Here is a 24,188-nt window from a genome sequence, read left to right as displayed (position 1 = left end):
AAGCAATAGTTTATGCGCTATTATCTATTACCACGCAGCATTTGCTACGTTAGAGCATAGACAACCAACTCGCAAAAACTTGCCGTGCGGCATGCGCTAGCCGGGCGACAATATATTGCTTGACATTTCAGCAAACTAAAGACATGGAGCCTATCTTAATACTGACATTTTATAATAATACCATTATCACTATCACATGTCAATAACCTATTGTATTTTATTTTTGCGCTTTAATAATACGATAGCCTTTGTCTTTCCCCACTTCTTCCACCATTGAGAACAAGCTTTCTAGTTTTGCCACTGCGGATGGAGCGCCCTGCTTCTTCTGAATCACAATCCACAGATAGCCACCCTCATTTAAATGTTCATACGCATCTTCAAAAATCTTATGCACTACAGCTTTTCCTGCACGAATCGGAGGATTAGTTAGAATCACATCGAACTTCTGCTGCTCATTCAATGCGCCGAGCACATCGCTTTCCATTATCGTAACATTCCGGATTCCATTGTGCTGAGCATTCTCACGCGCCAGTTCTACCGCACGACTGTTAATATCAATCATGGTTACATGTCCTTTGGGAGCTAGGTATGCTGCACTTAATCCAATCGGCCCATAACCACAACCTACATCAAGCACCGCTGAACCGTCCGGAATTATCATAGCTTCAATAAGAACTCGGCTACCGTAATCGATGTCCCCTTTAGAGAATACACCGGCATCGCTCGTAAAACGAAAGCTTTTGCCTCTTAGTACGGTATCAATGCTACGTCTGTCATGACGTACTTCCGGCTGCTGCGAATAATAATGTTGCGACATCTCTTTCCTCCCTTTCCTATTATGTTAGCAGTTGGTATATACGCCCTACTAACTCTATTTATAAAACAAACCCCTTGAACAAGTTCAAGGGGTTTTCAGTAATAGAAGGAATTACTTCACTTCTACAGCTGCGCCTGCTTCTTCCAATTTTGCTTTAGTAGCTTCGGCTTCGTCTTTGCTTACTTTTTCTTTGATTGCTTTTGGTGCGTTGTCTACAAGATCTTTAGCTTCTTTCAAGCCAAGACCAGTGATTTCGCGAACGATTTTGATAACGTTGATTTTGGAAGCGCCAGCGCCTGTCAAAATTACGTCAAATTCGGATTGCTCTTCAGCTACTGCTGCTACTGCACCGCCAGCTGCTACTGGAGCTGCTGCAGTTACGCCGAATTCTTCTTCAATTGCTTTAACCAGGTCGTTCAGTTCCAATACGCTCATGCCTTTAATTGCTTCCAAGATTGCTTCTTTACTCATGATTGAACCTCCATTTTATATTTAAATTTATTTGTGGTATTGATTATGCTGCAAGAGTCAAAGGCTTACGCGCTTTGTTCTTCTTTTTCAGCAACAGCTTTAACTGCAAGCGCGAAGTTGCGCATTGGAGCTTGAAGTACGCTAAGCAGCATGGACAGCAAACCATCGCGGGATGGAAGCTCAGCCAGTGCTTTCAGTTGTTCCGCGTCAATGACACGACCTTCAACTACGCCGCCTTTCAATTTCAAAGCGTCGTTTTTCTTGGCGAAATCGTTCAAAATTTTAGCTGGTGCTACTGCATCAGTTGTGCTGAATGCGATAGCTGTTGGACCAGTCAAAACTTCATCCAATTCACTCAACTCAGCCGCAGCAGTTGCGCGACGTAGCAATGTGTTCTTCAGGACTTGAAACTCAACGCCAGCTTCACGAAGTTGCTTACGCAGTTCAGTCACTTGGGAAACGTTCAATCCACGGTAGTCAGCTACAACAGTCGAAAGACTGTTTTGCAGTTTTGCAGTAACGACGTCAACCGCGTCTTGTTTTGCTTGAATTACTTTTGCATTTGCCAATGTATACACCTCCTGAAAATTTATGTGTCGGCGTTCTTTCCAAGGAAAGCTTCACCGCTCCTACGCAGGCAGTAGAAAAGCCTCCGCAGAATCACGAAGGCTTGATAAAACGAAAGTTATACGAGCGAGCTCGTTACTTCTTGTTTCTATCACAACACCTCGGTAGGAAATTAAGCACTAAGGCACCTACTGTCTACGGTAAGCATATTCAAGGTTAAGATTGATACCTTAAGTTTCACAACTGTTATAGATTATCAAAATTGACTCAAAGAGTCAACCCTTAATTATCTGAAGACGGTTGTGTTCACACGAGCGCTAGGTCCCATTGTGGAAGAAATCGAGATGCCTTTAAGGTATACACCTTTAGCAGCAGCTGGTTTCGCACGGTTCAAAGCGTCGATAAGAGCTTTAAGGTTATCGTTCAATTGTGCAGCATCAAAGGACACTTTGCCGATTGGCGCGTGAATTTGACCTGCTTTGTCGAGACGGTATTCGATTTTACCGGCTTTGATTTCTTGCACAGCCTTGGAAACATCGAATGTAACTGTGCCAGCTTTAGGGTTAGGCATAAGACCTTTACCACCAAGCAGACGACCCAGTTTACCGACTTCACTCATCATATCAGGTGTAGCTACGCAGACATCAAATTCAAACCAGCCTTGTTGAATTTTGTTGATCATGTCTTGATCACCAACAAAATCAGCGCCAGCAGCTTCAGCCTCTTTCGCTTTTTCACCTTTTGCAAATACAAGCACGCGTTGTGTTTTACCAGTGCCGTGAGGCAGGACAACAACACCACGAACTGCTTGGTCTTGTTTACGTGGGTCTACACCCAGACGAACTGCTGCTTCAACGGTTTCGTCGAACTTAGCAGTCGCTGCCTTTTTCACAAGCTCTACAGCTTCTGAAGGCTCGTAAGTTGCTTCGCTGTTGATCAGCTTAGCAGCTTCTTGGTATTTCTTACCATGTTTAGCCATGAAAATGTTCCTCCTTTGTGGTGTTAGCGGAAATTCCTCCCACATACTTGCGGGTCACGAATGACCGATTCTTCGAAAACTACTAGTCTTCGATTGTGATACCCATACTGCGGGCAGTACCTTCAACCATACGCATTGCAGCTTCAACAGTTGCAGCGTTAAGGTCAGGCATTTTTGTTTCAGCAATTTCACGTACCGCAGCGCGGCCGATTTTTGCTACTTTTTTCTTGTTTGGTTCGCCGGATCCTTTTTCTACTTTAGCAGCGATGCGAAGCAGAACAGCAGCCGGAGGAGTTTTAGTGATGAAAGTAAAGGAACGGTCTTCAAATACTGTAATTTCAACCGGAATGATCAAGCCAGCCTGGTCGGCAGTACGAGCATTAAATTCCTTACAGAATGCCATGATGTTGACACCTGCTTGACCTAACGCCGGACCTACTGGAGGCGCTGGATTCGCTTTCCCTGCAGGAATCTGCAGTTTCACCATTTTAATAACTTTTTTAGCCATGAGTGACACCTCCTTGCAAAAATAGTGGTCTTCGAACGCCAATAGCGCTCTCCCACAAGAAACCCTAGCTTATGTTATATTTTCTCCACTTGAGTGAAATCCAACTCTAGCGGGGTTTCCCGTCCAAACATGTTAACATGCACTTTGATCTTGCTCTTGTCAGCCAAAATTTCTTCCACGGAGCCCACAAAATTCGCAAACGGACCAACCATAATACGTACGGATTCCTTGATTTCGAAATCAATCTTCGCTTTAGGTTCAACCATGCCCATATGCTTCAGAATTTGTTCTACCTCTTCCGGAAGCAAAGCTGTTGGTTTAGACCCTGAGCCTGTCGAACCAACAAATCCAGTAACGCCCGGAGTATTGCGGACAACATACCAGGAATCATCAGTCTGAACCATTTCCACCAAAACATATCCGGGGTAAACTTTACGCATAACGGTTTTTTTCTTACCGTCTTTGTTTACGATTTCTTCTTCCATAGGAACAAGAACGCGGAATATTTTGTCTTCCATGCCCATGGACTCAACGCGCTTTTCCAAATTGGCTTTGACCTTATTCTCATACCCAGAATAGGTATGAACGACATACCATCTTTTTTCCATATCAAGCCACCTGGGACCTCTCTAAATAATCGCTTCAATCACAGCGGAAATACCGATGTCCAGAACCCAGAAGTAAATAGCGACAACTACAATCGTACCGAGAACGATCAATGTATAGTTGGTCAATTCTTTACGACTTGGCCAGCGAACCTTTTTGAGTTCACTCCAGCTCTCAGTGAAAAAGGAAAACATAGACTTGAAACTACGTTTCATGCCGACTACACCTCCACAGACTATCTGGTTTCGCGATGAGGAGTTTGCGAGTTACAATACTTGCAAAATTTCTTCATCTCCATGCGGTCGGGGTGATTTCGCTTGTTTTTGGTAGTCGCATAGTTTCTTTGTTTGCAACTTGTACAAGCCAAAGTGATAATTACCCGCATGATGTGCACCTCCCGAGACGTCCTTCTAATTCACATTAGAAGACGCAAATATTGATCCTAAAAAAAAGCCGCGAATTTAGGCCTACCTAAAACACTTTAGCATAATGTCAAGGTCTGTGTCAACGAAAGAATTCCGTTCTGCACTGGGTAATTCCGGGTTTAGTAGTCATATGGCCGTACCCTGTCTTTGGGTCTATCTCTTCCTCACACTTCGCTGTCTTCCTTACCATTATGGGGTATTCCGTCTGTGTATAAACCTACCTTCAACGGCAACGACTAAAATCGGCTCAAATAGTAATTTATGGTGCAAGCACCTAATTCTATCCGAGTGATTTCAAAAAGACTAAAAAAAAGAACTCGATGTCCGAGCCCTCTCTTGTTCATTATATCATCAATTGTCACGTACTTCTAGATATCTTTCTAATTTCCTTTTTACTCGTTGTAGAGCGTTATCAATAGACTTTACATGCCGCTTAAGATCTTCAGCAATCTCTTGATAGGATCTTCCGTCTAAATACAACATCAGAACCTTGCGCTCCAAGTCACTTAGAATCTCCGCCATCTTATCTTCAAGACCAATGAATTCTTCTTGATTAATAATTAGCTCTTCTGGATCTAGAACCTGTGTTCCACAAATGACATCCATAAGTGTTCTATCAGAATCTTCGTCATAAATGGGCTTGTCCAAGGAAACATAAGAGTTCAGCGGAATATGTTTCTGACGAGTGGCCGTCTTAATAGCCGTTATAATCTGTCGTGTAATGCAGAGCTCAGCAAAAGCCTTGAATGAAGAGAGCTTGTCACCTTTAAAGTCACGAATAGCCTTGTATAGACCAATCATTCCTTCTTGTACAATATCTTCACGGTCTGCCCCGATCAAGAAATAAGAGCGGGCTTTAGCACGTACAAAGTTACGGTATTTATTAATCAAGTGTTCTAATGCGCCACTGTCGCCACCACGGAAAGCCTCGACAATATCTTCATCACTTATGAAATCATACTCAGACAGCATTATTTCCTTGAGGTCGACACTCACCAAGAATCCCCCCGGCTGCAACGCAAGACACATCGTTACTTCGCGAAATATAGGATCAGTATATATTATGTTACCTTCCACCGTCAACCGGAGTTTGTCCAAAATCAATCTAGAATAGCATAAATTGGAATAAAATATTTCCTGATTCTTCCTCGATCTCACTGTCTGCGCCATTTTTCCAACTTACTGCGCACATCGGGAGGCAGTTTGTCTTCCAAAGAATGACGAGTAGAACTGACACCGCCAGGTTCAATAGCTTTTTTTACTTGTTTCTGATTCTCTTCAATTTCCAGATGCAATTCCCTTGCCGAAATTCGCAATGCACCTTGTGCAAAAATAATATGCTGCTCTATAAAATCACTCGTAGCCACATAGATCTGCCGGCGCCGATTGCTATATTCCCCAACCAGTCGCTCAATGCATTCATCTGCGGTTTCTTTTTCCTTGGTGAAGTACACCTGGACCTTACCCTGGACAAAAGACCTTCCCAACCCCGGAACACGGTATGCATCAAAAACAGCAATAACTCTTCGTCCAGAGAAAGCCTGGTAATCTGCCAGCAAATCCATCAAGCGGTCGCGTGCTTCCTGCATACCAATCTGGGACAGTGCCACAAGTTCCGGCCAGCCACCGATCATGTTATATCCATCCACAAGCAGCACATCGCGCCAGTCGGCCATAGCTATCCCTGCTGTTGCCGGCGGCGTATCACTTCATACATAATGACTCCTGCGGCGACAGAGGCATTTAATGAATTGATCTTTCCGGCCATCGGCAGTTTAAGAAGTACATCACATTTTTCACGAATCAGGCGTCCCATTCCTTTATTCTCATTGCCAATTACAACAGCTACCGGACCCGTGAAAATATCGGATTGGTATAGATTCTGATCGGTATCCACGTCTGTTCCTACTACCCAGACTCCCTGCTCTTTTAGACGGTCAATGGTCTGACCCAGGTTTGTAACCCGGGCAACCGGAACATACTCCACAGCACCCGCGGATGTTTTGGACACGGTCGCAGTTATCTGAGCCGAACGGCGTTTAGGTACGATTACCCCATGTACTCCAGTACAATCTGCCGTCCGCAGAATCGAGCCCAGGTTATGAGGATCTTCAATTTCATCAAGCAAAATAAGGAATGCCGGTTCTCCTTTGGCTTCTGCTATAGCTAACAGATCATCCACTTCAACATAGGCAAATGGTGCTGCTTGTGCAACCACCCCTTGATGCTGCACGCCTGGTGCCAATTGATCCAGCTTACGCTTGTCCACATGCTGAATGACAATTCCCGCTTTCCGGGCTTCGGCAACGATGGGTGCTGTCAGATGCTTCTGGGCTGTCTCTGCAATCCAAATTTTATTTAATGTACGACCAGCACGAAGCGCTTCAAGCACAGAATGCTTCCCTGCCAATATTTCCTCTTCAGTCTTCAATTCTTCTTCCATGTTCACTTCTCCTATTTTCTATTTCGCCAAAGCCTATCACGGCTGTTTCAACATAAACTGTATACCCTTGTGCACAATTTCTTCTATTCTCTCCTGTTGCCCTGTGTAGTACAAGTGACCAATCAAGCACTCAAAAGCTGTAGCATGACGGTATTCAAGCACATCCGCATTCTTAGGAACACTTCCCGATTTCGCATTTCTTCCCTGACGGGCGACATCCTTCTCTTCTTCCGTGAGACTAGGCTCCAAAAAGTTCAGAATTGCACACTGTGCTTTAGCGGATACCAGCCCTGTAGCAGAACGATGCAAATGGTTCGGACGCAAATTAGGAAGAGATACTAAATACTGGCGAACAGCCACCTCATAGATAGCATCTCCTACATAAGCTAGAACAATAGGCGAAAGTAGTCGCGCAGGTTTGGAAGGCTCATAAGGAAACCATGCGTTATTAAACTTGCGTTCCTCACTCATTTACGACGCCACCGCATTCCTTGTGGAGTATCCTCAAGCAATATGCCCAAGCGGCCTAATTCATCACGGATCTCGTCAGACCGGCTCCAATTCTTATTCTTACGAGCTTCAACCCGCTCGGCGATCAACCGTTCAACTTCTTCACTTGCAATTTCCTCTTCCAGTTCAGGCGTCAAACGCAGCACAGCATTCATTTCGCCAAAAGCTTGCAGTAATGCAGCAAAATCAGCAGGAGCAGCCTCGTTATTCGCAAGCGTATGGTTTGCCAGGCTCACCCAATCGAACATAGCCGTGATCGCATCAGGCGTATTAAAGTCATCCTGCATTCTAGCATGGAAATTGGCCACTATAGCCGACAGCTTATCATTAATCTCTGAGTTGACCTCACCTTGAGCACCATCAGCAGCGAGTTCAAGCCGATGTTTAACGTTACTCTCTGCAAGCGTGATCCGTTCAACGCTCTTTTCGGCGGAAGTCATAGATTCCTCTGAGAAATTCAGCGGGTTACGGTAATGGGTCGATAGCATGAAATAGCGGATAGCTCCTGCTTTAAAACGCTCACGGATGTCTTTTACAAGCCAGCCATTACCGAGCGATTTCGACATTTTCTCGTCTCCGATGTTGATGAATCCATTATGCATCCAGTAATTAGAGAGTGGTTTACCAGTCAGAGCTTCGGTCTGAGCGCATTCACATTCATGATGCGGGAACTGCAAATCTTGTCCACCACCATGGATATCAATCGTATCTCCCAAGAACTCGCGCGCCATAGCCGAGCATTCAATATGCCAGCCGGGACGTCCGTCTCCCCAAGGGCTACTCCAGTGCACTTCACCAGGTTTGGCTGCTTTCCAAAGCACAAAATCCTCCGGTTTTTCCTTACGTGAGTCCACCTCAACACGGATACCAAACTGCAGCTCATCCAGATTCTGACGAGATAATTTACCGTAGTCTTCAAATTTTGAAGTGCGGTAATATACATCGCCGCCGCTTTCGTATGCGTATCCTTTTTCCTCAAGCTCTTTAATAAATCCAATGATCAGCTCCATGCTTTCCGTTACACGGGGATTCAAGGTTGCCGGTTTAACACCAAGCCCTTCCAGATCCTCACGGTAAGCAGCAATGAAAGTTTCCGCTACCTCTGCTACAGTAGTGTTCATTTCTTCGGCTTTGCGAATCAGTTTATCATCGACATCCGTGAAATTCGTAACATACCGCACCTCATTACCTAACTGCTCCAAGTAATTCCGGACCATATCAAAAACAATTATAGGTCTAGCATTTCCGATATGCATATATCCATAAACGGTTGGACCACACACATACATCTTAACTTTGCCCGGCTCCTGGGGCACAAACTGCTCCTTGCTGCGTGTCATTGTGTTATATATTTGTAAAGCCATCCTTATTCCAGCCCTTTCTGTTCTTCCGGATTCCTTCATACCGGGATGCTTAAATTTCGTAGTCACCAATATACTGCTGAGCTTCTGCTATCCGCTGTGCGGTTTTTTGTTTATCTTCTGCGCCAAGCTTTTCCCTAATTTCTTCGATTTCTTTCTGCAAAAACCGCAGTGAATCGACAAGCGGGTCAGGCATCTTCGTATGATCGAGCCGATCGGATACCCGTTCTCCATTACGTTTTACCACACGACCTGGATTCCCTACTACTGTACTGTTGTTAGGCACTTCACGCAACACAACTGCATTCGAACCTATATTTGAATTGTCACCAATACGAAAAGATCCTAAAACCTTCGCACCGGAACCAATAACTACATTGTTGCCGACCGTGGGATGTCGCTTACCTTTTTCTTTTCCTGTTCCTCCAAGCGTAACCCCTTGATAGATTATAACATCATCACCGATTTCGCAGGTTTCTCCAATAACAATCCCCATACCATGGTCGATAAACAGCCTATTTCCGATGACAGCTCCAGGATGGATCTCAACACCAGTCATAAATCTGCTAAACTGCGAAACCATACGAGCCATTGTATACCAGCGGCGTTTGAAAAAAGAGTGGGCGATCCGGTGACCCCAAATGGCGTGCAAGCCGGCATATGTGAAGACAACCTCGAACCAGCTGCGGGCAGCAGGATCGTTATCAAATACCGCCCGAATGTCCGACTTAATATGCTTAAACATCACGGTTCCTCTCTTCTTAACTTCCTTATCTCCTGTTTACAGGTACACAAGAAAGGTATTGTCTCCAGGCCCATCATCCTTATCATACATATGCGGTGAGTGTTCGCTTGGTTTGTTATCTCGTAGAAATATAAGACAAAGAGTATTGTATGAAAATTATTTTTGCTTATATTTAGACAAAAAACGCCCCTGCAGCATAATGCTGCAGAGACGTTTAACCGCGGTTCCACTCTGCTTGAACGAATCAAATGAGCCGCTATTGTAACAAACGGCAGAATTTCTTCGTTCCACTTGGCATCATTAACGGCGACGTTCCCGGCGCGATCTAATGAGCCTTAAAAAGGTCATTCAACCGTGCAGCTCACAGGCGCATGTTCTGCCCCGGACAAATGAATAACTCCCAGCCCGAAAGGGTGTCCCTTTCTCGGTTATTCTCTCTGGCAATTGTCTTCAATGGACGTACTTTTCCTGATCACAGCTATTATCATATAATTCTATCTTAGCGCAAAAGACAAGATACTGACAAGGGGGTTTAGTCGTATGAAATACGACCTTAAGCGCCCTTAATTTGTGATTTCAAACGTTCTATGACCCGGTTTTTGCCGAGCAAAGCAATGGTTATATTAAGATCACGTCCGTGCGTTTGTCCGGTCAGAGCCACACGAATTGGCATAAAGAGTGCTTTGCCCTTATGACCTGTTTCTTTCTGTACTTCCTTAATCAGAACAGCCATGTTGCTTGCACTGAAATCCTGACAGGCTTCAACCTTAGCCAGAAAAGCAGACAATACCTCAGGAACTTGGCTTTCAGCCAGAACCTGTGCTGCTTCCGTTTCTAATTCTAGGTGACTGCGGAAGAACAGTTCCGATAGCGCCACGATGTCAGAAGCTGCAGTCATCTGCTCTTGATACAACGCGACAAGGCTTTCCGCCCATGCTTGTTGCTCTTCGTTCAGCTCAGCAGGTATTTTACCCGCTTTTTGCAGATGTGGAATAGCTAGCGCAGAGATCCGTTTAGGATCAGCATGCTTAATATAATGATTATTCAGATGCGCCAGCTTGTTTTTATCGAATACAGCCGGGCTTTTGGACAAACGGTCCGCATCAAAAATAGAAATAAGTTCTTCTTTACTGAAGATCTCTTCTTCTCCCTCTGGAGACCAGCCAAGCAGAGAAATGAAGTTAACCAGAGCCTCAGGCAAGTAACCCAATTCATCATATTGCTCGATAAACTGAATAACGGATTCATCCCGTTTGCTGAGCTTCTTGTGGTTGTCGCCAACAATAAGCGTCATGTGACCAAATAAAGGTGGCTCCCAGCCAAGCGCTTCATAGATCATAAGCTGGCGGGGTGTGTTGGAAATATGGTCTTCTCCACGCAATACGTGAGTAATAGCCATCAGATGATCGTCAACAGCTACCGCGAAGTTATAGGTCGGAATTCCGTCCTTCTTCACAATAACAAAGTCACCCATTTCTTTTGTGTCAAAAGAAATACTGCCTTTTACGAGATCATCAAACGCATACGTACGATCTTCTGGCACACGGAAGCGAATGCTAGCCACTCGTCCCTCAGCTTCAAAAGCTAAACGTTGCTCTTCAGTCAGATCACGGTGTTTGCCAGAATAACGAGGCGTTTCTCCGCGAGCAGTCTGTTCTTCACGTTCCGCTTCCAGCTCTTCCTCTGTGCAATAGCAGCGGTAAGCCAAACCTCTGTCCAGCAAATCCTGCCAATGTACACGATATAAGTCAAGACGTTCTGTCTGACGGTAAGGTCCGTACTCTCCGCCAACATCAACGCTCTCATCCCAATCCATACCCAGCCATTTCAAATACTTAAGCTGGCTCTCTTCACCACCAGCGACATTGCGCTTTACGTCTGTATCTTCAATTCTGATAATGAATTTACCGCCTTTATTACGGGCGAACAGATAGTTAAACAGCGCCGTTCTGGCGTTACCTATATGTAAATGTCCCGTAGGGCTCGGTGCGTAACGCACCCGGACTTCATCCGTCATTGTATTCCCTCCGCTTCATATGGTTGAACTTAATTTACTACTTAGACCATCTCAAGATGATATCACATCTTGGAGTAGACAGACAATAGATTGTGCGGCAATTCCTTCGCCGCGTCCGGCAAAACCAAGCTGCTCAGTTGTAGTAGCTTTAACATTCACCTTGGACGGGTCGGCATTAAGCGCACGTGCGATAATCTCGGTCATTTGTGGAATGTACGGAGCCATCTTAGGCTTTTGGGCGATAATCGTTGAATCGATATTTCCCAGCTTATATCCTCGCTCACGAGCAAGTGCCCATACCTCTTCTAATAACTTCAAGCTATCTGCGTCCTTAAAGGCTGGATCTGTATCCGGAAAATGTCTGCCAATATCACCAAGTCCAAGTGCGCCTAGAATCGCGTCACTAACTGCATGCAGCAGCACATCTGCATCGGAATGCCCAAGCAATCCTTTTTCGTAAGGAATCGTAACTCCCCCAATAATACAAGGCCTGCCCTCTACCAGCTGATGCACATCAAATCCTTGTCCTACAGCGATCATGATTGTCCCTCTCCCCTGTTTCTTTCTGTGAATTCTGCATAATCCAAATCATCAGGTGTCGTAATCTTAATATTTCTGTAGCTTCCCTCTACCACAGAAACCGGAATCCCCGCACGCTCCGCCAAGCTGGAGTCATCGGTGCCCAGAAAGCCATCCCGCTCCGCCGCTGCATAAGCCTCCAGCAAATCAGAAAGACGAAAAGTCTGCGGGGTTTGAATCGCCCACAGACTTCGCCGATCCGGCGTAGACAGTACTTGTCCTTCATTATCCACCTGTTTGATCGTATCCTTGACGGGTACAGCAAGAACCGAAGCACCCATCTGCTTCGCTCGTTCGTAGCAAGCCTCAATTTCATTTGGCTGTACAAACGGACGAACACCATCATGTACCATTACCCACTGTGTCGTAAGTTTCAACAACCCTTTATGTACGGAATGCTGACGCTCAGATCCACCAGTTACTATAGCCTTAACCTTGTCCAGCTTATAGAGCTGTATCCATTCCCGGCAGCGTTCAATATCCTCTTCACCGGTTACGAGCACGATTTCAGAGATCAATTCGTGCTGCTGGAATACCTCCAGCGTATGAACGATAATCGGCTTCCCCTGCAGTAACAAATATTGCTTGCTCTCCGCAGTTCCCATTCGCGTTCCTCTGCCTGCCGCCACAATGACGACGCCCACACTGTTTGACATTAATCTGGCTCCTGTCTTTCACGTATAATCCCATCATAACGTGTTTGGCGGGCATTTCCAACCCATAGGACAGTCCCCATACACTTTATCTTCACTTATTGCGCTTTTTCCAAAAGTTTTGGCTTAGCAAATATCATTCGGCCAGCCGAAGTTTGCAGCACGCTAGTGACCAGAACCTCCATCGTAGTCCCGATATATTCACGTCCGCCTTCTACAACAATCATCGTTCCATCGTCTAAGTAGGCTACCCCTTGCCCATGTTCTTTGCCATCCTTAATGACCTGAACTACGATTTCCTCACCAGGCAGCACTACAGGCTTCACAGCATTCGCCAGATCGTTAATATTCAGAACGGAAACACCCTGCAATTCGCAAACCTTATTTAAGTTGAAATCATTAGTGACTACTTTACCTTGCAATACCTTCGCTAACTTCACTAACTTACTGTCAACCTCAGAGATTTCTTCAAAATCTCCCTCATAGATCAATACCTTCACATCAAGCTCTTTTTGAATTTTATTGAGAATATCAAGCCCACGCCGTCCCCGGTTCCGCTTCAACAGATCCGAAGAATCAGCAATATGCTGGAGCTCTTCAAGCACGAATTCAGGTATGACAATGGTTCCCTCAATAAATCCCGTCTTACAAATGTCAGCGATTCTTCCATCGATAATAACACTTGTGTCGAGGATTTTATGTTCCTCAAGCCCGCGCCCTTCCGGCTCAGCCGCTTGACCCCAGCGTCCAGATGTCCACAGTGCAGCTAGCTCCTCTTTTTTCTCCAAACCGATCCGCAGCCCCAGATATCCAAAAGCTAACGTAGCTGGCACTTGCAGCAGCTGCCCAGCTTTCCCAAGCCAGATCATTGCAGGGTATAACAGGAGAGATAACAGAAGCCCCCCTGTAAGCCCAGCTGCACTTGCAGCTAATTCATTCATTGGAATACGCGAACAGTAGTGAACCGCCTCCCGCAGTTTTGAACCTCCCCATTCCGCGCATAAAGACCCCGCAAACAAAAAAATAATGGCACCCAGCACCGTAAATAAAATGCTTCCTTCTACAGGTAAGCTTTCACCCAGCTTTTCCATCCCCTTGGGGAATCCTCTTTCGAGCGCATGGTATAGCGAAAAACCTGACCAAGCACCACATATTAAGGCAAAAGACAAAATCACTTTTTTCCACATAACCTAACGCACCTCCTTTTTATTCATCCTAAATGGATCTATTCCTCACCAGTATGTTCCAATTTTCAAGACGATAAACTTGGGGTAGCGCTGGAAATGCAAAAAGGCTTTGCCATCCCCCAGGGAAGACAAAACCTTTGGTCATAATTTATTCAGTTACCTTACCTTATGGACCGATTAACCGTTCTTGGAGTGATACACTTTATCCTCTGAACGGCTACGACGACGATGACGGCGTCTGGCTGTCAACCGATCAATATTTTGCTTAAAGCCGTATAATGCGTAAATTCCAAGTAAGACAAAGATCAGCTTAGCGATTTGCTCTGGGAACACTACAGCTACAGCCACTGCAACAACAATAACCACTGGCGCTCCAACCACCGCTTTTTTCGGCAATCCAATCTTTTTGAAGTTAGGATATTTAACAGTGCTGACCATCAAATAGGATAAGAGCAGTGTAGCAACGATCATAAACGGAGCCGAAACATCTTTATTAAAAAGAGCTAATGTGGCCAGTACACCACCTGCAGCAGGAATTGGCAAACCGATAAAATAACCCGGAACCCCCGGACGAACATTAAAACGGGCTAAGCGCAAAGCACCAAACACCGGAAAAATCGCAGTTACTGTCCAGCCTAATGCAGAGTTCAAATCCTGCAGGCTTGAGACGTACAAAATAACGGCCGGTGCGACTCCGAAAGAAACGACATCAGATAAGGAGTCCAACTCCTTGCCAAATTCGCTTTCGCATTTTAGAGCGCGAGCTACTCGACCATCTAAGCCGTCTAACAGCATAGCAATAATAACCATGATAGCGGCCATGCTAATCTTACCGTCAAACGCCATCATGATACCAAACATTCCGAGCATCAAATTACCTATCGTAAAAAGACTCGGAATTGATTTTTGTATCATTTCTTCACCTCAATTTTCTAACTTTGGCCTTTAACGTCCCCAATATTACGTGATTGTATGTTATTTACATTTGCCTGTCAATAAGAACTTGCTTCTGTAAACGTTTGAGCCCATCCTGAATATTACGGGCCCGCACCTCCCCAATTCCGTCCACTTCATCCAATTCAGCTATGCTTGCGGACATCAAATTAGGCAGCATTTCAAACCGCTCCACCAGATTGTGAATGATCACATTCGGAAGCCGCGGAATTTTGTTAAGCAGGCGATAACCACGTGGAGTCACCACTTCTTCAGAGGTAATTGCCGTAGAAGAATAACCCAATATACGGGCAATATGGTTGTCATCCATCAGATCATCATCGCTTATCCGTTTGAGACCAGCGATAATTTCACGGATTTTATCTTCCTGCTCTTCCTTAGCATAGTCTCTGTATAGAAGCCATGCTTCTTCCTCTGTATTTCCAACCAGTTCTTCCATCTGCATGCTGATCAGGCGTCCTTCGTTGCCCAATTCGTTGATATAGCGTTTGATCTCCATTTTTATGCGCAAAACCATCTCTACACGCTGGATAACGCCCACTACTTCAGCAACGGTAACAATGCCCTCATATTCTGAAGCTGACAAATTCGTCAGTCCTTGCGTGAGCACTGCTTTATACTTCTCGAGTGTCTGAATCGCTTGGTTAGCCTTTGCCAAAATAGCCCCGATCTCTTTGAGTGCATAACGTATCGAGCCTTGATAAAGCGTGATGATATTGCGGCGTTGTGAAATGGAAACCACCAGCTTACCCGTTTGCTTCGCTACCCGCTCCGCGGTCCGGTGACGGATCCCCGTCTCGATGGATGAGATAGAGGAATCCGGTATAAGTTGTGTATTAGCATACAATATACGCTTTAAATCCTCACTTAGAATAATAGCTCCGTCCATTTTAGCTAGCTCATATAAATAATTGGGCGAAAAATCGCAGTTAATGGAGAATCCGCCATCCACTACATCCATCACCTCAGGACTGTACCCTACGACAATAAGTGCCCCTGTCTTAGCGCGCAGCACATTCTCCAAACCTTCCCGAAAAGGTGTACCCGGTGCCGCCAGTCTGAGCAGATCATTCATATTCTCTAATTGGTTATATTCTTTCATATCCCTGTGCCCCCTAATCTAACGCGACCGATAGTGCATCTGCTACGGTACTGACGCCAATAATCTGGATATCTTGCGGGTGCTTCCATCCCTTCATGCTCTTTTCAGGCATAATCACCCGCCGGAAGCCAAGTTTTGCGGCCTCCTTAACGCGCATTTCCGCGCGCGAAACGCCTCTTACCTCACCGGTAAGTCCTACTTCTCCGAAGAAAACGTCGTAAGGTTTTGTTGAAATATCACGAAAACTGGAGGCGATACTAATTGCTACAGCTAGATCAATCGCCGGTTCATCCAGCTTTACTCCCCCGGCAACATTAAGGTATGCATCCTGATTCTGCAGGAACATGCCCATCCGTTTCTCGAGTACAGCGATAATAAGTGCCATCCGCTGGTGATCCATGCCTGTGCACATTCGCCGTGGGGAAGGGAAGTGGGTGGCAGCAACAAGTGCCTGAAGTTCTACAAGCACAGGTCTAGTTCCCTCCATACTAGCCACCACAGTAGAACCAGCCACGCCAAGCGGACGTTCCGATAAAAAGAGCTCCGATGGATTCTCTACTTCGGTAAGCCCCGCTTCACCCATTTCGAAAATGCCGATTTCATTCGTAGAGCCAAAGCGGTTTTTTACAGCCCGCAAAAGTCTATACGTATGATGCCGCTCACCCTCAAAATACAGCACGCAGTCCACCATATGTTCAAGCATCCGTGGTCCAGCAATAGCCCCTTCCTTGGTAACATGACCAACGAGAACTGTTGCAATTCCACGAATCTTAGCGATACGCATAAATCTTGTCGTACACTCCCGAACCTGGGTCACGCTGCCTGGCGCACTCGTTACTTCTGGCATAAATACGGTCTGAATAGAATCGATGACAAGAAATTGTGGCTGGATTTGTTCGATCGCTTCTTCTATGCTTTCCATATTTGTCTCACAAAGTACATAAAGCTCCGTTGACAACGCATCGAGGCGATCCGCGCGCAGTTTAGTTTGCCTTACCGATTCTTCGCCCGAGATATACAGTACTCGCAATCCCTGTGTTGTAAGGGCGTGCGAGGTCTGTAATAAGAGCGTAGATTTACCGATTCCTGGGTCTCCCCCTACTAGTACCAGCGATCCTGGTACGATCCCCCCACCGAGAACACGGTTAAGCTCACCTATACCTGTCAGTATGCGCGGTTCCTTGTCACTTTCTATACTTATGATCGACTGTGCCTTTTCTTTACTATGAAAAATAGGGGCATTCATTCCCTGTGTTTTGACTACGCTTTCCGTTTCCTCCACCATGGAGTTCCAAGCCTGGCACCCTGGGCATTTCCCGAACCATTTTGGCGATTCGTATCCACAGTCGGTGCAAAAAAATTTTGTTTTTGCTTTAGCCATTTGTTCTCCTTACGGTCCGAACTGTTTACAATTCGGATCATTTTCTTCTAATGAAAGTTTACCATTTCTACCCCTTTAACGAAAGGTCATTCGGTATTTGCATTAAATGTATATTTTAAATTGATCTATTTCCAATAAAAAAAGCTTCCGCTCCTCTATAAATAAGGAGCGAAAGCCTTGTTTATTTTATTCGGATTCTACTTCTTTTTCAAGCGCTGGCGCTACTGGAGCGTCCACTTTAGTCACCACAAGTTCTCCGCCGACCTCATCAATATTGAGGGAATCACCCTTTTGGATATTTCCTCTCAACAATTCCTCAGAAAGACGGTCCTCAATATGCTTCTGAATTGCCCGGCGCAATGGACGTGCACCAAAGGCTGGGTCATAACCTTCTTTAGCCAAGAAGGCCTTCGCTGCATCCGTGAGTACGAAATCAACATCATATTCACGCAGGCGCTTGCGCAGCTCATCAGACATCAACGTAACGATCTCAGCGATATGTTTCTCATCGAGTGAGTGGAAGACGATGATTTCGTCGATCCGGTTCAAGAACTCTGGACGGAAGCTCTTCTTGAGCTCTTCCATAACCTTGCCCTTCATATTGCCGTATTCTGCTCCTGCATCTTGCACAGCCGTGAATCCAAGCGTTGAATTCTTCTTGATTGCCTGTGCGCCTACGTTAGAGGTCAGAATGATAAGTGTATTGCGGAAGTCAACTACCCGGCCTTTGGAGTCGGTAAGGCGACCATCTTCAAGCACTTGCAGTAAAATGTTGAATACTTCCGGATGTGCTTTTTCAATTTCATCAAGCAGTACTACAGAGTATGGTTTACGACGTACCTTCTCTGTTAATTGGCCGCCTTCTTCATAGCCGACATATCCAGGAGGGGCACCAACTAAACGGGACGTGGAGTGCTTCTCCATGTATTCCGACATATCAATACGGATGACCGCATTCTCATCGCCGAACATGGCTTCAGCAAGCGCACGTGCCAACTCAGTTTTACCTACACCCGTAGGACCGAGGAAGATAAAGGAGCCCATTGGACGTTTCGGATCTTTAAGACCCGCACGCGCCCGGCGCAATGCCCGGCTGACAGCCTTAACAGCTTCGTCCTGACCAATCACTCGTTCATGCAGCAGAGCTTCCATGTTAAGCAGACGGTCGGTCTCTTCTTCCTTCAGCTTGCTTACAGGGATTCCCGTCCAGCTTGCAACAACCTGTGCGATATCTTCAGGTGTAACTTCAGAATCGGTGCGTCCTTGTTTTTCTTTCCACTGGTTCTTAGTCGTATCAAGCTCTTCACGGATTTTTTGCTCCGTATCACGCAGGGCAGCCGCTTTCTCAAACTCTTGGCTCTGAACAGCAGAATCCTTCTCCTTGCGGATATCATCCAAGCGCATTTCTAGTTCCTTCAGATTTGGCGGGATAGTGTAAGAGTGAAGCCTTACTTTAGACCCTGCTTCATCGATAAGGTCAATGGCTTTATCCGGCAGGAAACGATCCGGAATGTAACGATCAGACAGCTTTACAGCTTCCACGATAGCTTCATCCGTAATTTTCACACGGTGATGTGCTTCATAACGATCGCGAAGTCCAAATAAAATTTGTACCGCTTCTTCTGGAGATGGCTGATCCACCGTAATCGGTTGGAAACGGCGCTCCAAAGCTGCATCTTTTTCAATATATTTACGATATTCATCCAGCGTAGTCGCACCGATGCACTGAAGTTCTCCGCGGGCTAAAGCCGGCTTAAGAATGTTGGAAGCATCAATAGCACCTTCTGCGCCACCAGCACCGATCAGCGTATGAAGCTCATCGATAAAGAGTACGATATTCCCCGCTTGGCGAATCTCATCCATGATTTTCTTGAGGCGGTCTTCAAACTCACCGCGATATTTAGTACCAGCCACTACAGAGCCCATATCGAGCGTCATTACGCGTTTGTCGCGCAGTGTTTCTGGAATTTCATTATTAATGATTTTTTGGGCCAAGCCTTCAGCAATAGCTGTTTTACCAACCCCAGGTTCACCTATCAACACCGGGTTGTTCTTCGTCCGGCGGCTCAGTACCTGAATAACACGTTCAATTTCCTTGCTACGACCGATAACTGGATCCAGGTTGCCATCCTTGGCATAAGCCGTCAAATCGCGTGCTAGGCCGTCTAGAGTAGGTGTGCTGACATTAGCAGGTGTTCCGCTATGACTGGATGCAGCCTCGCTGCTTCCCAGAAGCTGAAGCACTTGCTGACGAGCTTTGTTCAAGCTGATGCCGAGGTTATTAAGCACACGAGCCGCGACACCTTCTCCTTCACGAATAAGTCCTAGCAGAATATGCTCAGTGCCGACATACGTATGTCCCAGCTTGCGGGCTTCGTCCATCGACAACTCGATTACTTTTTTGGCGCGAGGAGTATAAGCAATGTTCGTAGGTTGTTCTTGGCCTCTGCCAATCAGTGTCTCCACTTCGTCCTGGATTTTCTCAAGACCCAGACCCAAAGCGATTAATGCTTTAGCAGCAATGCCGTCTCCTTCACGAATAAGTCCTAGCAAAATATGTTCTGTGCCAATATTGTTGTGTCCTAAACGAACAGCTTCTTCCTGCGCTAGCGCTAGCACTTTTTGTGCGCGTTCCGTAAATCTTCCAAACATCATATCTCCTGCACCTCCATGAATAATAAATATCTATATTAATGTTGTGTTCCCAGTGTTTCTCGGAGCAGTTTCGCCCGATACATATCCCGTTCAGTGGCGTTCATCTCGTCACCGAACATTTTTTGCAGAAATCCTGGCTGTGTCTTAACGTTAAGCTCATTAAGCACGGAAATCGAAGGGCCTTCCAGTATGCCAAGGTCAACCCCAAGTCTCACATCAGACAGCCGTTGTGCGGATTCTTTAAGCTCCATTAGAGCTGCATAACACAAAATCCCATAAGATCTTTTCACTCGGTCTGTAATTCTTAAAGCGGAATCTACAAGCAGCCTTTCACGGGCATTTCGTTCATGCTCTATAATCTGGGTGACTACACTGTGAAGGTTCTCGATGATTTCACTTTCTGTTTGACCGAGAGTAATCTGATTGGAAATTTGAAAGATGTTCCCTACTGCTTCGCTGCCCTCACCATAAATTCCTCTTACAGTCAATCCCACTTGGTTCACTGCTGACAATATGCGATTGATCTGTTGGGTCATTACTAGTGCTGGCAAATGCAGCATTACTGAGGCACGCAGCCCTGTACCCACATTGGTGGGACAACTGGTCAAGTATCCTCTTTTATCATCAAAAGCGTAATTCACAGCCGATTCGAAGATATCATCGATGGCTGTCGCACGTTCCCATGCTTCTCTTACCTGAAGACCCGGGAACAGACATTGGATCCGCAGATGGTCTTCTTCGTTAATCATGATGCTAACCGACTCATCTTCATTTAATATCACAGCTGCGCCACGTGAATCATTAGCCAGATTAGGACTGATGAGATGTTTCTCGACCAATACCTTTTTATCCAGTTCATTCACTTCAGCAAGCTTTATTAGTTGAAAAGATCCGAATTCGGCAGCAGTTTCCCCATGAAACACAGGGGCCAGCAGCTCTAATACTTCTTCCGATTGCTCTAAGGAAGCAAGCATAGGGAATGGAAGATGCTCTAAATTACGTGCAATACGCATACGGCTGCTAATTACAATCTCGGAGTGACTGCCTCCCGAGCGCATCCAATCACTAAGCGCTTGTTCAGTAAATCGGAGACTTGACATGTCATATCCCCCCTATATATCAAAGACTTTACTCTTGTGCCATTTCTTTTTCAAGTTGGCGAATTTGATCCCGCAGCTCTGCCGCAGTTTCGAATTCCTCCTGTGCGATACTTTGCTGTAATTCCAGCTTCAATTCATCAATTTGCCGCTTGAACACAATTTGTGCTCCAGCACGTTTAGGAATCTTGCCTACATGCGAAGTGCTGCCATGCACCCGTTTAAAGAGCGGGTCCAGTGCACTGTTAAAATATTTATAACAGGAGCTGCAGCCAAAACGACCCAATTTGCTAAACTGCGAGTACGTCATTCCACAATTCTCACATTGCAGACTCTGCGTAGTCTTCGTAGCAGCCGTCTTTTCCTTACCGGCCCCTTCAAGATCAAGCAGACCGGACAGCAAGCTGTGAATGGAGAATCCTCCAGCAGTTCCCGGGATCAGTTCACCCTTCTCCCGCGCACAGCTCTCGCAGATATGAAATTCTGTCTTCTCTCCATTCACGATCTTGGTGAAATGGAGTGTTGCTGGCTTGACGCCACATTCCTGACATTGCATAAGCGAAAGCCCCTCCCTTATGATTGACAATTATTTGCCTAACAAAGAGATTAACATCGCCTTCATAATCTTGGCCCGAATCTCATCCCGATATGGAATCTTAACCGTTAGGCAATCCCGAGAAACAGCAGCGCGCATAAGACACGCCTCACGCTTGCTTAGAAAACCAGCTTCCTCCAGTTGATAAATCAACCCTTCGGCAGCGTTCTGATCTATCCCGCCACCTATAGTATGGTTTAAATGGGCATGCAGTGCCACGTTGGGCGGCAATTCAAAACGTTGAATACGAATATATCCCCCGCCACCACGCTTACTTTCCACCACATAGCCTTTTTCCAGTGTAAAGCGTGTACTAATAACATAATTGATCTGTGACGGTACGCATGAGAACTGGTCCGCCAGGTCATTTCGCTGGATTTCCACCGTACCTTCGGGACTTTCATGCAAAATATTCTTCAGATATTGTTCAATAATATCAGAGATATTGCGCATCACTCATCCTCCAGTGCTCTTTAAAGCTTCATAATATCGCTTACGGCCCGCATCCTTAATGACATTCATTAGTGAACTTCATTCATATAAGTCTGAAGAAAACTTCACAAATTCAGAGGATCGCACTGTATGTCATCAGGTGCGTTGACTTTGACTTTCTTTGACTTTTTAATATTATAACATATTCTGTGCTAATTCCAAGAGGATTCTCTTATTTTTCACTTTTTTCAGCGAATGTATTCGGAAATAAAGAACTCTCCCAGCATCTTTCGAAGGGGAGAGCCTAATTATTTTCTAAAAATGATCAAAAAGTGCAGTTTCAGCTTGCGGTATGATTTCTTCGAGCCATTCCAGAGCCCTCGGATTACCAGTCACACGTCCATAACGAGCCAGCTCTGCCGGGCGTTTATATCCAAACATTAGAATCGTCAGTGAACCAATATCACAGCTTAAGTCAGCTGCATCCCGTTCACCCTCTATACGCAAGAAAGCTGCTGCTCCCTTTTCGGAGACAGTCCATTCCCACAACCCGTCATTCCATGGGGCGTATTTATCTTCAATATAGATAACCTGTTTCTTCGGACTGTTATGACGCTTAAAAGAATAACTCTCCACGAATGCTTTAGCATTAACAATACGCGCCATAAAATAAGGATAATTCTCCTGCTCTATACGCGGATCAGGCAGCAAAAAGGGTAACATATCATCGGATGGCACCAGTTTTAGCGATGCACCGGTCACCATCGAATCGTGATTCGCAAGAAATGTCCACAGCCCCTGCCGGGCCTGTTCGTTCAAAAACACAAATTCATCAATGACCAGCTCTCTATTTTCTATCTTATATAGTACGTATCCTTCAGGTTCCCCAAGCTGTGAATAAAATACCGCAGTCTGACCTTCATCATCCAGAACAGAGTTTTCCCACCAGTCCAAATCACGCTTAAGTGTTCCGTTATATCTAACTGCAAAACGATTGTATAAGTTGTCCAATACTTCGATATCGTTAACACCACGTCTTACCTTGCCCTCAACTTCAACCTTCTTGGGAAACTTGGCAACAGGAATGGAGTATTTCTTATATTCACAATAAACTTCCCAACCAAATTTGCGATAAAAGGGGATCAAGAACGGATGCAGAAAAGATAATGTCTGCCCCGCCTCATTCATCGTTTGCAGCGTATGCGCCAGGAGCTTTGCCACATGCCCCTGTCTGCGATTCTCTGGCCATGTCGCTACCCCTGCGAGCCCTCCCATAGGTACTAATCTACCTTGTATGTACACTTCGAACGGAAGAAGAGTAAGTTTAGCTTCCAAAGTACCTTCTTCAAAAGCACCCCATACGCGTTCTGCTTTAAATCTTTCCTTAGCATTCGCCCTTTTCTCACTAGGCAGCTTGTATTGAAAAGCATATTCAGATAAATCCATGCTTAGATCAAACTCTTCTGAGTGCAACTGTCTGATATCCACAAAACTCACCTCATCATTTATGAATTTACTTTTATGGTTAGTATAACAAGAGAGTGTATTGTGTGCGAATTATAAGGATATTTTTCGAACTTTTTTTAGTTATCCACAGCCTTAGGCAGTTTTAAAAATAGTCTTGTAATCTTGTTCTATTCAAGTTAAAATAATTATCCACTTATCAATCCCTCTATCCACATAAATATGACTATATCCACAGCAACCCGTGTATTACTTAGGTTTTCTGTTGACAGATCTACATAAATTTGTACTTAATCCACACCATCCGGTGATTTTTTGCCTTTTAATCATCTATCCACATGTGCGTAAGTTTTCTGCAAATTCCAATGAATTATCCACAAGTTTTCCACAATCTATAATAGACGCAAAAAAGCCACTGTCGAGTTATCAACAGTGGTCTATTTGTGCTTGGCAACGTCCTACTCTCCCAGGACCCTTCGGTCCAAGTACCATCGGCGCTGGAGGGCTTAACGGTCGTGTTCGGGATGGGTACGTGTGGAACCCCTCCGCTATCGCCACCAAACATGCGTCTGTGAAACAGACGCTGCCGCGTGAAATTCGGTTCATCACCAGAAGTGAGAATGAATTTCTAAGCGTATTT

General features: G+C 45.4%; 26 protein-coding genes, 1 rRNA gene and 1 other annotated feature. All 27 genes read right to left on the bottom strand.

Annotated elements, in window-relative coordinates:
• Window positions 1–217: 217 nt before the first annotated feature.
• A complete protein-coding gene (locus MHH63_RS00135) occupies window positions 218–817 on the bottom strand; it encodes a class I SAM-dependent methyltransferase (protein WP_076186625.1) in 600 nt (199 codons plus the stop codon).
• Window positions 818–928: 111 nt separating this feature from the next.
• Window positions 929–1,288, bottom strand: coding sequence for a 50S ribosomal protein L7/L12 (gene rplL / locus MHH63_RS00130; RefSeq protein ID WP_036680508.1), 360 nt, complete (start codon window positions 1,286–1,288; stop codon window positions 929–931).
• Between the two features lie 65 nt (window positions 1,289–1,353).
• Window positions 1,354–1,857 carry a 50S ribosomal protein L10 gene (gene rplJ / locus MHH63_RS00125; RefSeq protein WP_076099619.1) on the bottom strand — a complete coding sequence of 168 codons (504 nt, stop codon included), beginning with the start codon at window positions 1,855–1,857 and terminating at the stop codon, window positions 1,354–1,356.
• Between the two features lie 64 nt (window positions 1,858–1,921).
• Window positions 1,922–2,074, bottom strand: a sequence feature (ribosomal protein L10 leader region).
• 67 nt (window positions 2,075–2,141) lie between these two features.
• Window positions 2,142–2,834: a 50S ribosomal protein L1 gene (rplA, locus tag MHH63_RS00120; protein ID WP_036680504.1), complete on the bottom strand. Its 693-nt coding sequence runs from the start codon at window positions 2,832–2,834 to the stop codon at window positions 2,142–2,144.
• Window positions 2,835–2,916: 82 nt separating this feature from the next.
• Window positions 2,917–3,342, bottom strand: coding sequence for a 50S ribosomal protein L11 (rplK, locus tag MHH63_RS00115; protein WP_036680502.1), 426 nt, complete (start codon window positions 3,340–3,342; stop codon window positions 2,917–2,919).
• A gap of 74 nt (window positions 3,343–3,416) precedes the next feature.
• Window positions 3,417–3,950: a transcription termination/antitermination protein NusG gene (gene nusG, locus MHH63_RS00110; protein WP_036680499.1), complete on the bottom strand. Its 534-nt coding sequence runs from the start codon at window positions 3,948–3,950 to the stop codon at window positions 3,417–3,419.
• 21 nt (window positions 3,951–3,971) lie between these two features.
• Window positions 3,972–4,163 carry a preprotein translocase subunit SecE gene (gene secE / locus MHH63_RS00105; RefSeq protein WP_036680497.1) on the bottom strand — a complete coding sequence of 64 codons (192 nt, stop codon included), beginning with the start codon at window positions 4,161–4,163 and terminating at the stop codon, window positions 3,972–3,974.
• 20 nt (window positions 4,164–4,183) lie between these two features.
• The gene (gene rpmG / locus MHH63_RS00100) at window positions 4,184–4,333 is read right to left on the bottom strand and encodes a 50S ribosomal protein L33 (RefSeq protein WP_076099620.1); all 150 of its coding nucleotides are present in this window, start codon (window positions 4,331–4,333) and stop codon (window positions 4,184–4,186) included.
• Window positions 4,334–4,724: 391 nt separating this feature from the next.
• A complete protein-coding gene (gene sigH / locus MHH63_RS00095) occupies window positions 4,725–5,369 on the bottom strand; it encodes an RNA polymerase sporulation sigma factor SigH (protein WP_036680496.1) in 645 nt (214 codons plus the stop codon).
• A gap of 158 nt (window positions 5,370–5,527) precedes the next feature.
• Entirely contained in the window at window positions 5,528–6,049 is a 522-nt protein-coding gene (locus tag MHH63_RS00090; protein WP_036680494.1) for an NYN domain-containing protein, read from the bottom strand.
• A 2-nt stretch (window positions 6,050–6,051) separates the two neighbouring features.
• Window positions 6,052–6,816 carry a 23S rRNA (guanosine(2251)-2'-O)-methyltransferase RlmB gene (rlmB, locus tag MHH63_RS00085; RefSeq protein WP_076105935.1) on the bottom strand — a complete coding sequence of 255 codons (765 nt, stop codon included), beginning with the start codon at window positions 6,814–6,816 and terminating at the stop codon, window positions 6,052–6,054.
• A gap of 36 nt (window positions 6,817–6,852) precedes the next feature.
• On the bottom strand, window positions 6,853–7,287 hold the full coding sequence (locus MHH63_RS00080; RefSeq protein ID WP_341171105.1) for a Mini-ribonuclease 3: 435 nt from the start codon (window positions 7,285–7,287) through the stop codon (window positions 6,853–6,855).
• Window positions 7,284–8,690 (bottom strand): cysteine--tRNA ligase, encoded by a 1,407-nt coding sequence (gene cysS / locus MHH63_RS00075; RefSeq protein ID WP_076099625.1) that lies wholly within the window; start codon window positions 8,688–8,690, stop codon window positions 7,284–7,286. The genes MHH63_RS00080 and cysS overlap by 4 nt, the downstream gene beginning before the upstream one ends.
• Window positions 8,691–8,739: 49 nt before the next feature.
• Window positions 8,740–9,432 carry a serine O-acetyltransferase gene (gene cysE, locus MHH63_RS00070; protein ID WP_036680489.1) on the bottom strand — a complete coding sequence of 231 codons (693 nt, stop codon included), beginning with the start codon at window positions 9,430–9,432 and terminating at the stop codon, window positions 8,740–8,742.
• A gap of 553 nt (window positions 9,433–9,985) precedes the next feature.
• Window positions 9,986–11,449: a glutamate--tRNA ligase gene (gene gltX / locus MHH63_RS00065; protein WP_036680487.1), complete on the bottom strand. Its 1,464-nt coding sequence runs from the start codon at window positions 11,447–11,449 to the stop codon at window positions 9,986–9,988.
• 51 nt (window positions 11,450–11,500) lie between these two features.
• The gene (ispF, locus tag MHH63_RS00060; RefSeq protein ID WP_036680486.1) at window positions 11,501–11,989 is read right to left on the bottom strand and encodes a 2-C-methyl-D-erythritol 2,4-cyclodiphosphate synthase; all 489 of its coding nucleotides are present in this window, start codon (window positions 11,987–11,989) and stop codon (window positions 11,501–11,503) included.
• The gene (ispD, locus tag MHH63_RS00055) at window positions 11,986–12,684 is read right to left on the bottom strand and encodes a 2-C-methyl-D-erythritol 4-phosphate cytidylyltransferase (protein WP_076130021.1); all 699 of its coding nucleotides are present in this window, start codon (window positions 12,682–12,684) and stop codon (window positions 11,986–11,988) included. The genes ispF and ispD overlap by 4 nt, the downstream gene beginning before the upstream one ends.
• A gap of 95 nt (window positions 12,685–12,779) precedes the next feature.
• Complete coding sequence (locus MHH63_RS00050) at window positions 12,780–13,868, bottom strand: PIN/TRAM domain-containing protein (protein ID WP_036680481.1); 1,089 nt, start codon at window positions 13,866–13,868, stop codon at window positions 12,780–12,782.
• 177 nt (window positions 13,869–14,045) lie between these two features.
• Window positions 14,046–14,783 (bottom strand): CDP-diacylglycerol--serine O-phosphatidyltransferase, encoded by a 738-nt coding sequence (gene pssA / locus MHH63_RS00045; RefSeq protein ID WP_036680477.1) that lies wholly within the window; start codon window positions 14,781–14,783, stop codon window positions 14,046–14,048.
• Between the two features lie 64 nt (window positions 14,784–14,847).
• Window positions 14,848–15,924: a DNA integrity scanning diadenylate cyclase DisA gene (disA, locus tag MHH63_RS00040; RefSeq protein ID WP_036680475.1), complete on the bottom strand. Its 1,077-nt coding sequence runs from the start codon at window positions 15,922–15,924 to the stop codon at window positions 14,848–14,850.
• Window positions 15,925–15,937: 13 nt separating this feature from the next.
• Window positions 15,938–17,305 (bottom strand): DNA repair protein RadA, encoded by a 1,368-nt coding sequence (gene radA / locus MHH63_RS00035; RefSeq protein ID WP_036680472.1) that lies wholly within the window; start codon window positions 17,303–17,305, stop codon window positions 15,938–15,940.
• A gap of 186 nt (window positions 17,306–17,491) precedes the next feature.
• Complete coding sequence (clpC, locus tag MHH63_RS00030; protein WP_036680471.1) at window positions 17,492–19,960, bottom strand: ATP-dependent protease ATP-binding subunit ClpC; 2,469 nt, start codon at window positions 19,958–19,960, stop codon at window positions 17,492–17,494.
• A 35-nt stretch (window positions 19,961–19,995) separates the two neighbouring features.
• On the bottom strand, window positions 19,996–21,060 hold the full coding sequence (locus MHH63_RS00025) for a protein arginine kinase (protein WP_036680469.1): 1,065 nt from the start codon (window positions 21,058–21,060) through the stop codon (window positions 19,996–19,998).
• Window positions 21,061–21,088: 28 nt separating this feature from the next.
• Window positions 21,089–21,613: a UvrB/UvrC motif-containing protein gene (locus MHH63_RS00020; RefSeq protein WP_036680467.1), complete on the bottom strand. Its 525-nt coding sequence runs from the start codon at window positions 21,611–21,613 to the stop codon at window positions 21,089–21,091.
• A 30-nt stretch (window positions 21,614–21,643) separates the two neighbouring features.
• Entirely contained in the window at window positions 21,644–22,105 is a 462-nt protein-coding gene (locus MHH63_RS00015; protein ID WP_036680465.1) for a CtsR family transcriptional regulator, read from the bottom strand.
• A 294-nt stretch (window positions 22,106–22,399) separates the two neighbouring features.
• On the bottom strand, window positions 22,400–23,572 hold the full coding sequence (locus MHH63_RS00010; protein ID WP_076305242.1) for a GNAT family N-acetyltransferase: 1,173 nt from the start codon (window positions 23,570–23,572) through the stop codon (window positions 22,400–22,402).
• Between the two features lie 421 nt (window positions 23,573–23,993).
• Window positions 23,994–24,110, bottom strand: a 5S ribosomal RNA gene (rrf, locus tag MHH63_RS00005).
• Between the last annotated feature and the right edge of the window lie 78 nt (window positions 24,111–24,188).

It is taken from the genome of Paenibacillus sp. FSL H3-0310 (assembly GCF_038002785.1).
GTDB classification, from domain to species: domain Bacteria; phylum Bacillota; class Bacilli; order Paenibacillales; family Paenibacillaceae; genus Paenibacillus_AQ; species Paenibacillus_AQ odorifer.
The sequence above is the reverse complement of the archived record's forward strand: the minus strand, read 5'-3'. Positions and strand labels throughout refer to the sequence as shown.

Bases quoted from the DNA above. Each gene is read 5' to 3' on its own strand.
- MHH63_RS00135 (WP_076186625.1), bottom strand. From the start codon at position 817: ATGTCGCAACATTATTATTCGCAGCAGCCGGAAGTACGTCATGACAGA.
- rplL (WP_036680508.1), bottom strand. From the start codon at position 1,288: ATGAGTAAAGAAGCAATCTTGGAAGCAATTAAAGGCATGAGCGTATTG.
- rplA (WP_036680504.1), bottom strand. From the start codon at position 2,834: ATGGCTAAACATGGTAAGAAATACCAAGAAGCTGCTAAGCTGATCAAC.
- rplK (WP_036680502.1), bottom strand. From the start codon at position 3,342: ATGGCTAAAAAAGTTATTAAAATGGTGAAACTGCAGATTCCTGCAGGG.
- nusG (WP_036680499.1), bottom strand. From the start codon at position 3,950: ATGGAAAAAAGATGGTATGTCGTTCATACCTATTCTGGGTATGAGAAT.
- secE (WP_036680497.1), bottom strand. From the start codon at position 4,163: ATGAAACGTAGTTTCAAGTCTATGTTTTCCTTTTTCACTGAGAGCTGG.
- rpmG (WP_076099620.1), bottom strand. From the start codon at position 4,333: ATGCGGGTAATTATCACTTTGGCTTGTACAAGTTGCAAACAAAGAAAC.
- MHH63_RS00090 (WP_036680494.1), bottom strand. From the start codon at position 6,049: ATGGCCGACTGGCGCGATGTGCTGCTTGTGGATGGATATAACATGATC.
- rlmB (WP_076105935.1), bottom strand. From the start codon at position 6,816: ATGGAAGAAGAATTGAAGACTGAAGAGGAAATATTGGCAGGGAAGCAT.
- MHH63_RS00080 (WP_341171105.1), bottom strand. From the start codon at position 7,287: ATGAGTGAGGAACGCAAGTTTAATAACGCATGGTTTCCTTATGAGCCT.
- cysS (WP_076099625.1), bottom strand. From the start codon at position 8,690: ATGGCTTTACAAATATATAACACAATGACACGCAGCAAGGAGCAGTTT.
- cysE (WP_036680489.1), bottom strand. From the start codon at position 9,432: ATGTTTAAGCATATTAAGTCGGACATTCGGGCGGTATTTGATAACGAT.
- gltX (WP_036680487.1), bottom strand. From the start codon at position 11,449: ATGACGGATGAAGTCCGGGTGCGTTACGCACCGAGCCCTACGGGACAT.
- ispF (WP_036680486.1), bottom strand. From the start codon at position 11,989: ATGATCGCTGTAGGACAAGGATTTGATGTGCATCAGCTGGTAGAGGGC.
- ispD (WP_076130021.1), bottom strand. From the start codon at position 12,684: ATGTCAAACAGTGTGGGCGTCGTCATTGTGGCGGCAGGCAGAGGAACG.
- MHH63_RS00050 (WP_036680481.1), bottom strand. From the start codon at position 13,868: ATGTGGAAAAAAGTGATTTTGTCTTTTGCCTTAATATGTGGTGCTTGG.
- pssA (WP_036680477.1), bottom strand. From the start codon at position 14,783: ATGATACAAAAATCAATTCCGAGTCTTTTTACGATAGGTAATTTGATG.
- disA (WP_036680475.1), bottom strand. From the start codon at position 15,924: ATGAAAGAATATAACCAATTAGAGAATATGAATGATCTGCTCAGACTG.
- radA (WP_036680472.1), bottom strand. From the start codon at position 17,305: ATGGCTAAAGCAAAAACAAAATTTTTTTGCACCGACTGTGGATACGAA.
- clpC (WP_036680471.1), bottom strand. From the start codon at position 19,960: ATGATGTTTGGAAGATTTACGGAACGCGCACAAAAAGTGCTAGCGCTA.
- MHH63_RS00025 (WP_036680469.1), bottom strand. From the start codon at position 21,060: ATGTCAAGTCTCCGATTTACTGAACAAGCGCTTAGTGATTGGATGCGC.
- MHH63_RS00020 (WP_036680467.1), bottom strand. From the start codon at position 21,613: ATGCAATGTCAGGAATGTGGCGTCAAGCCAGCAACACTCCATTTCACC.
- MHH63_RS00015 (WP_036680465.1), bottom strand. From the start codon at position 22,105: ATGCGCAATATCTCTGATATTATTGAACAATATCTGAAGAATATTTTG.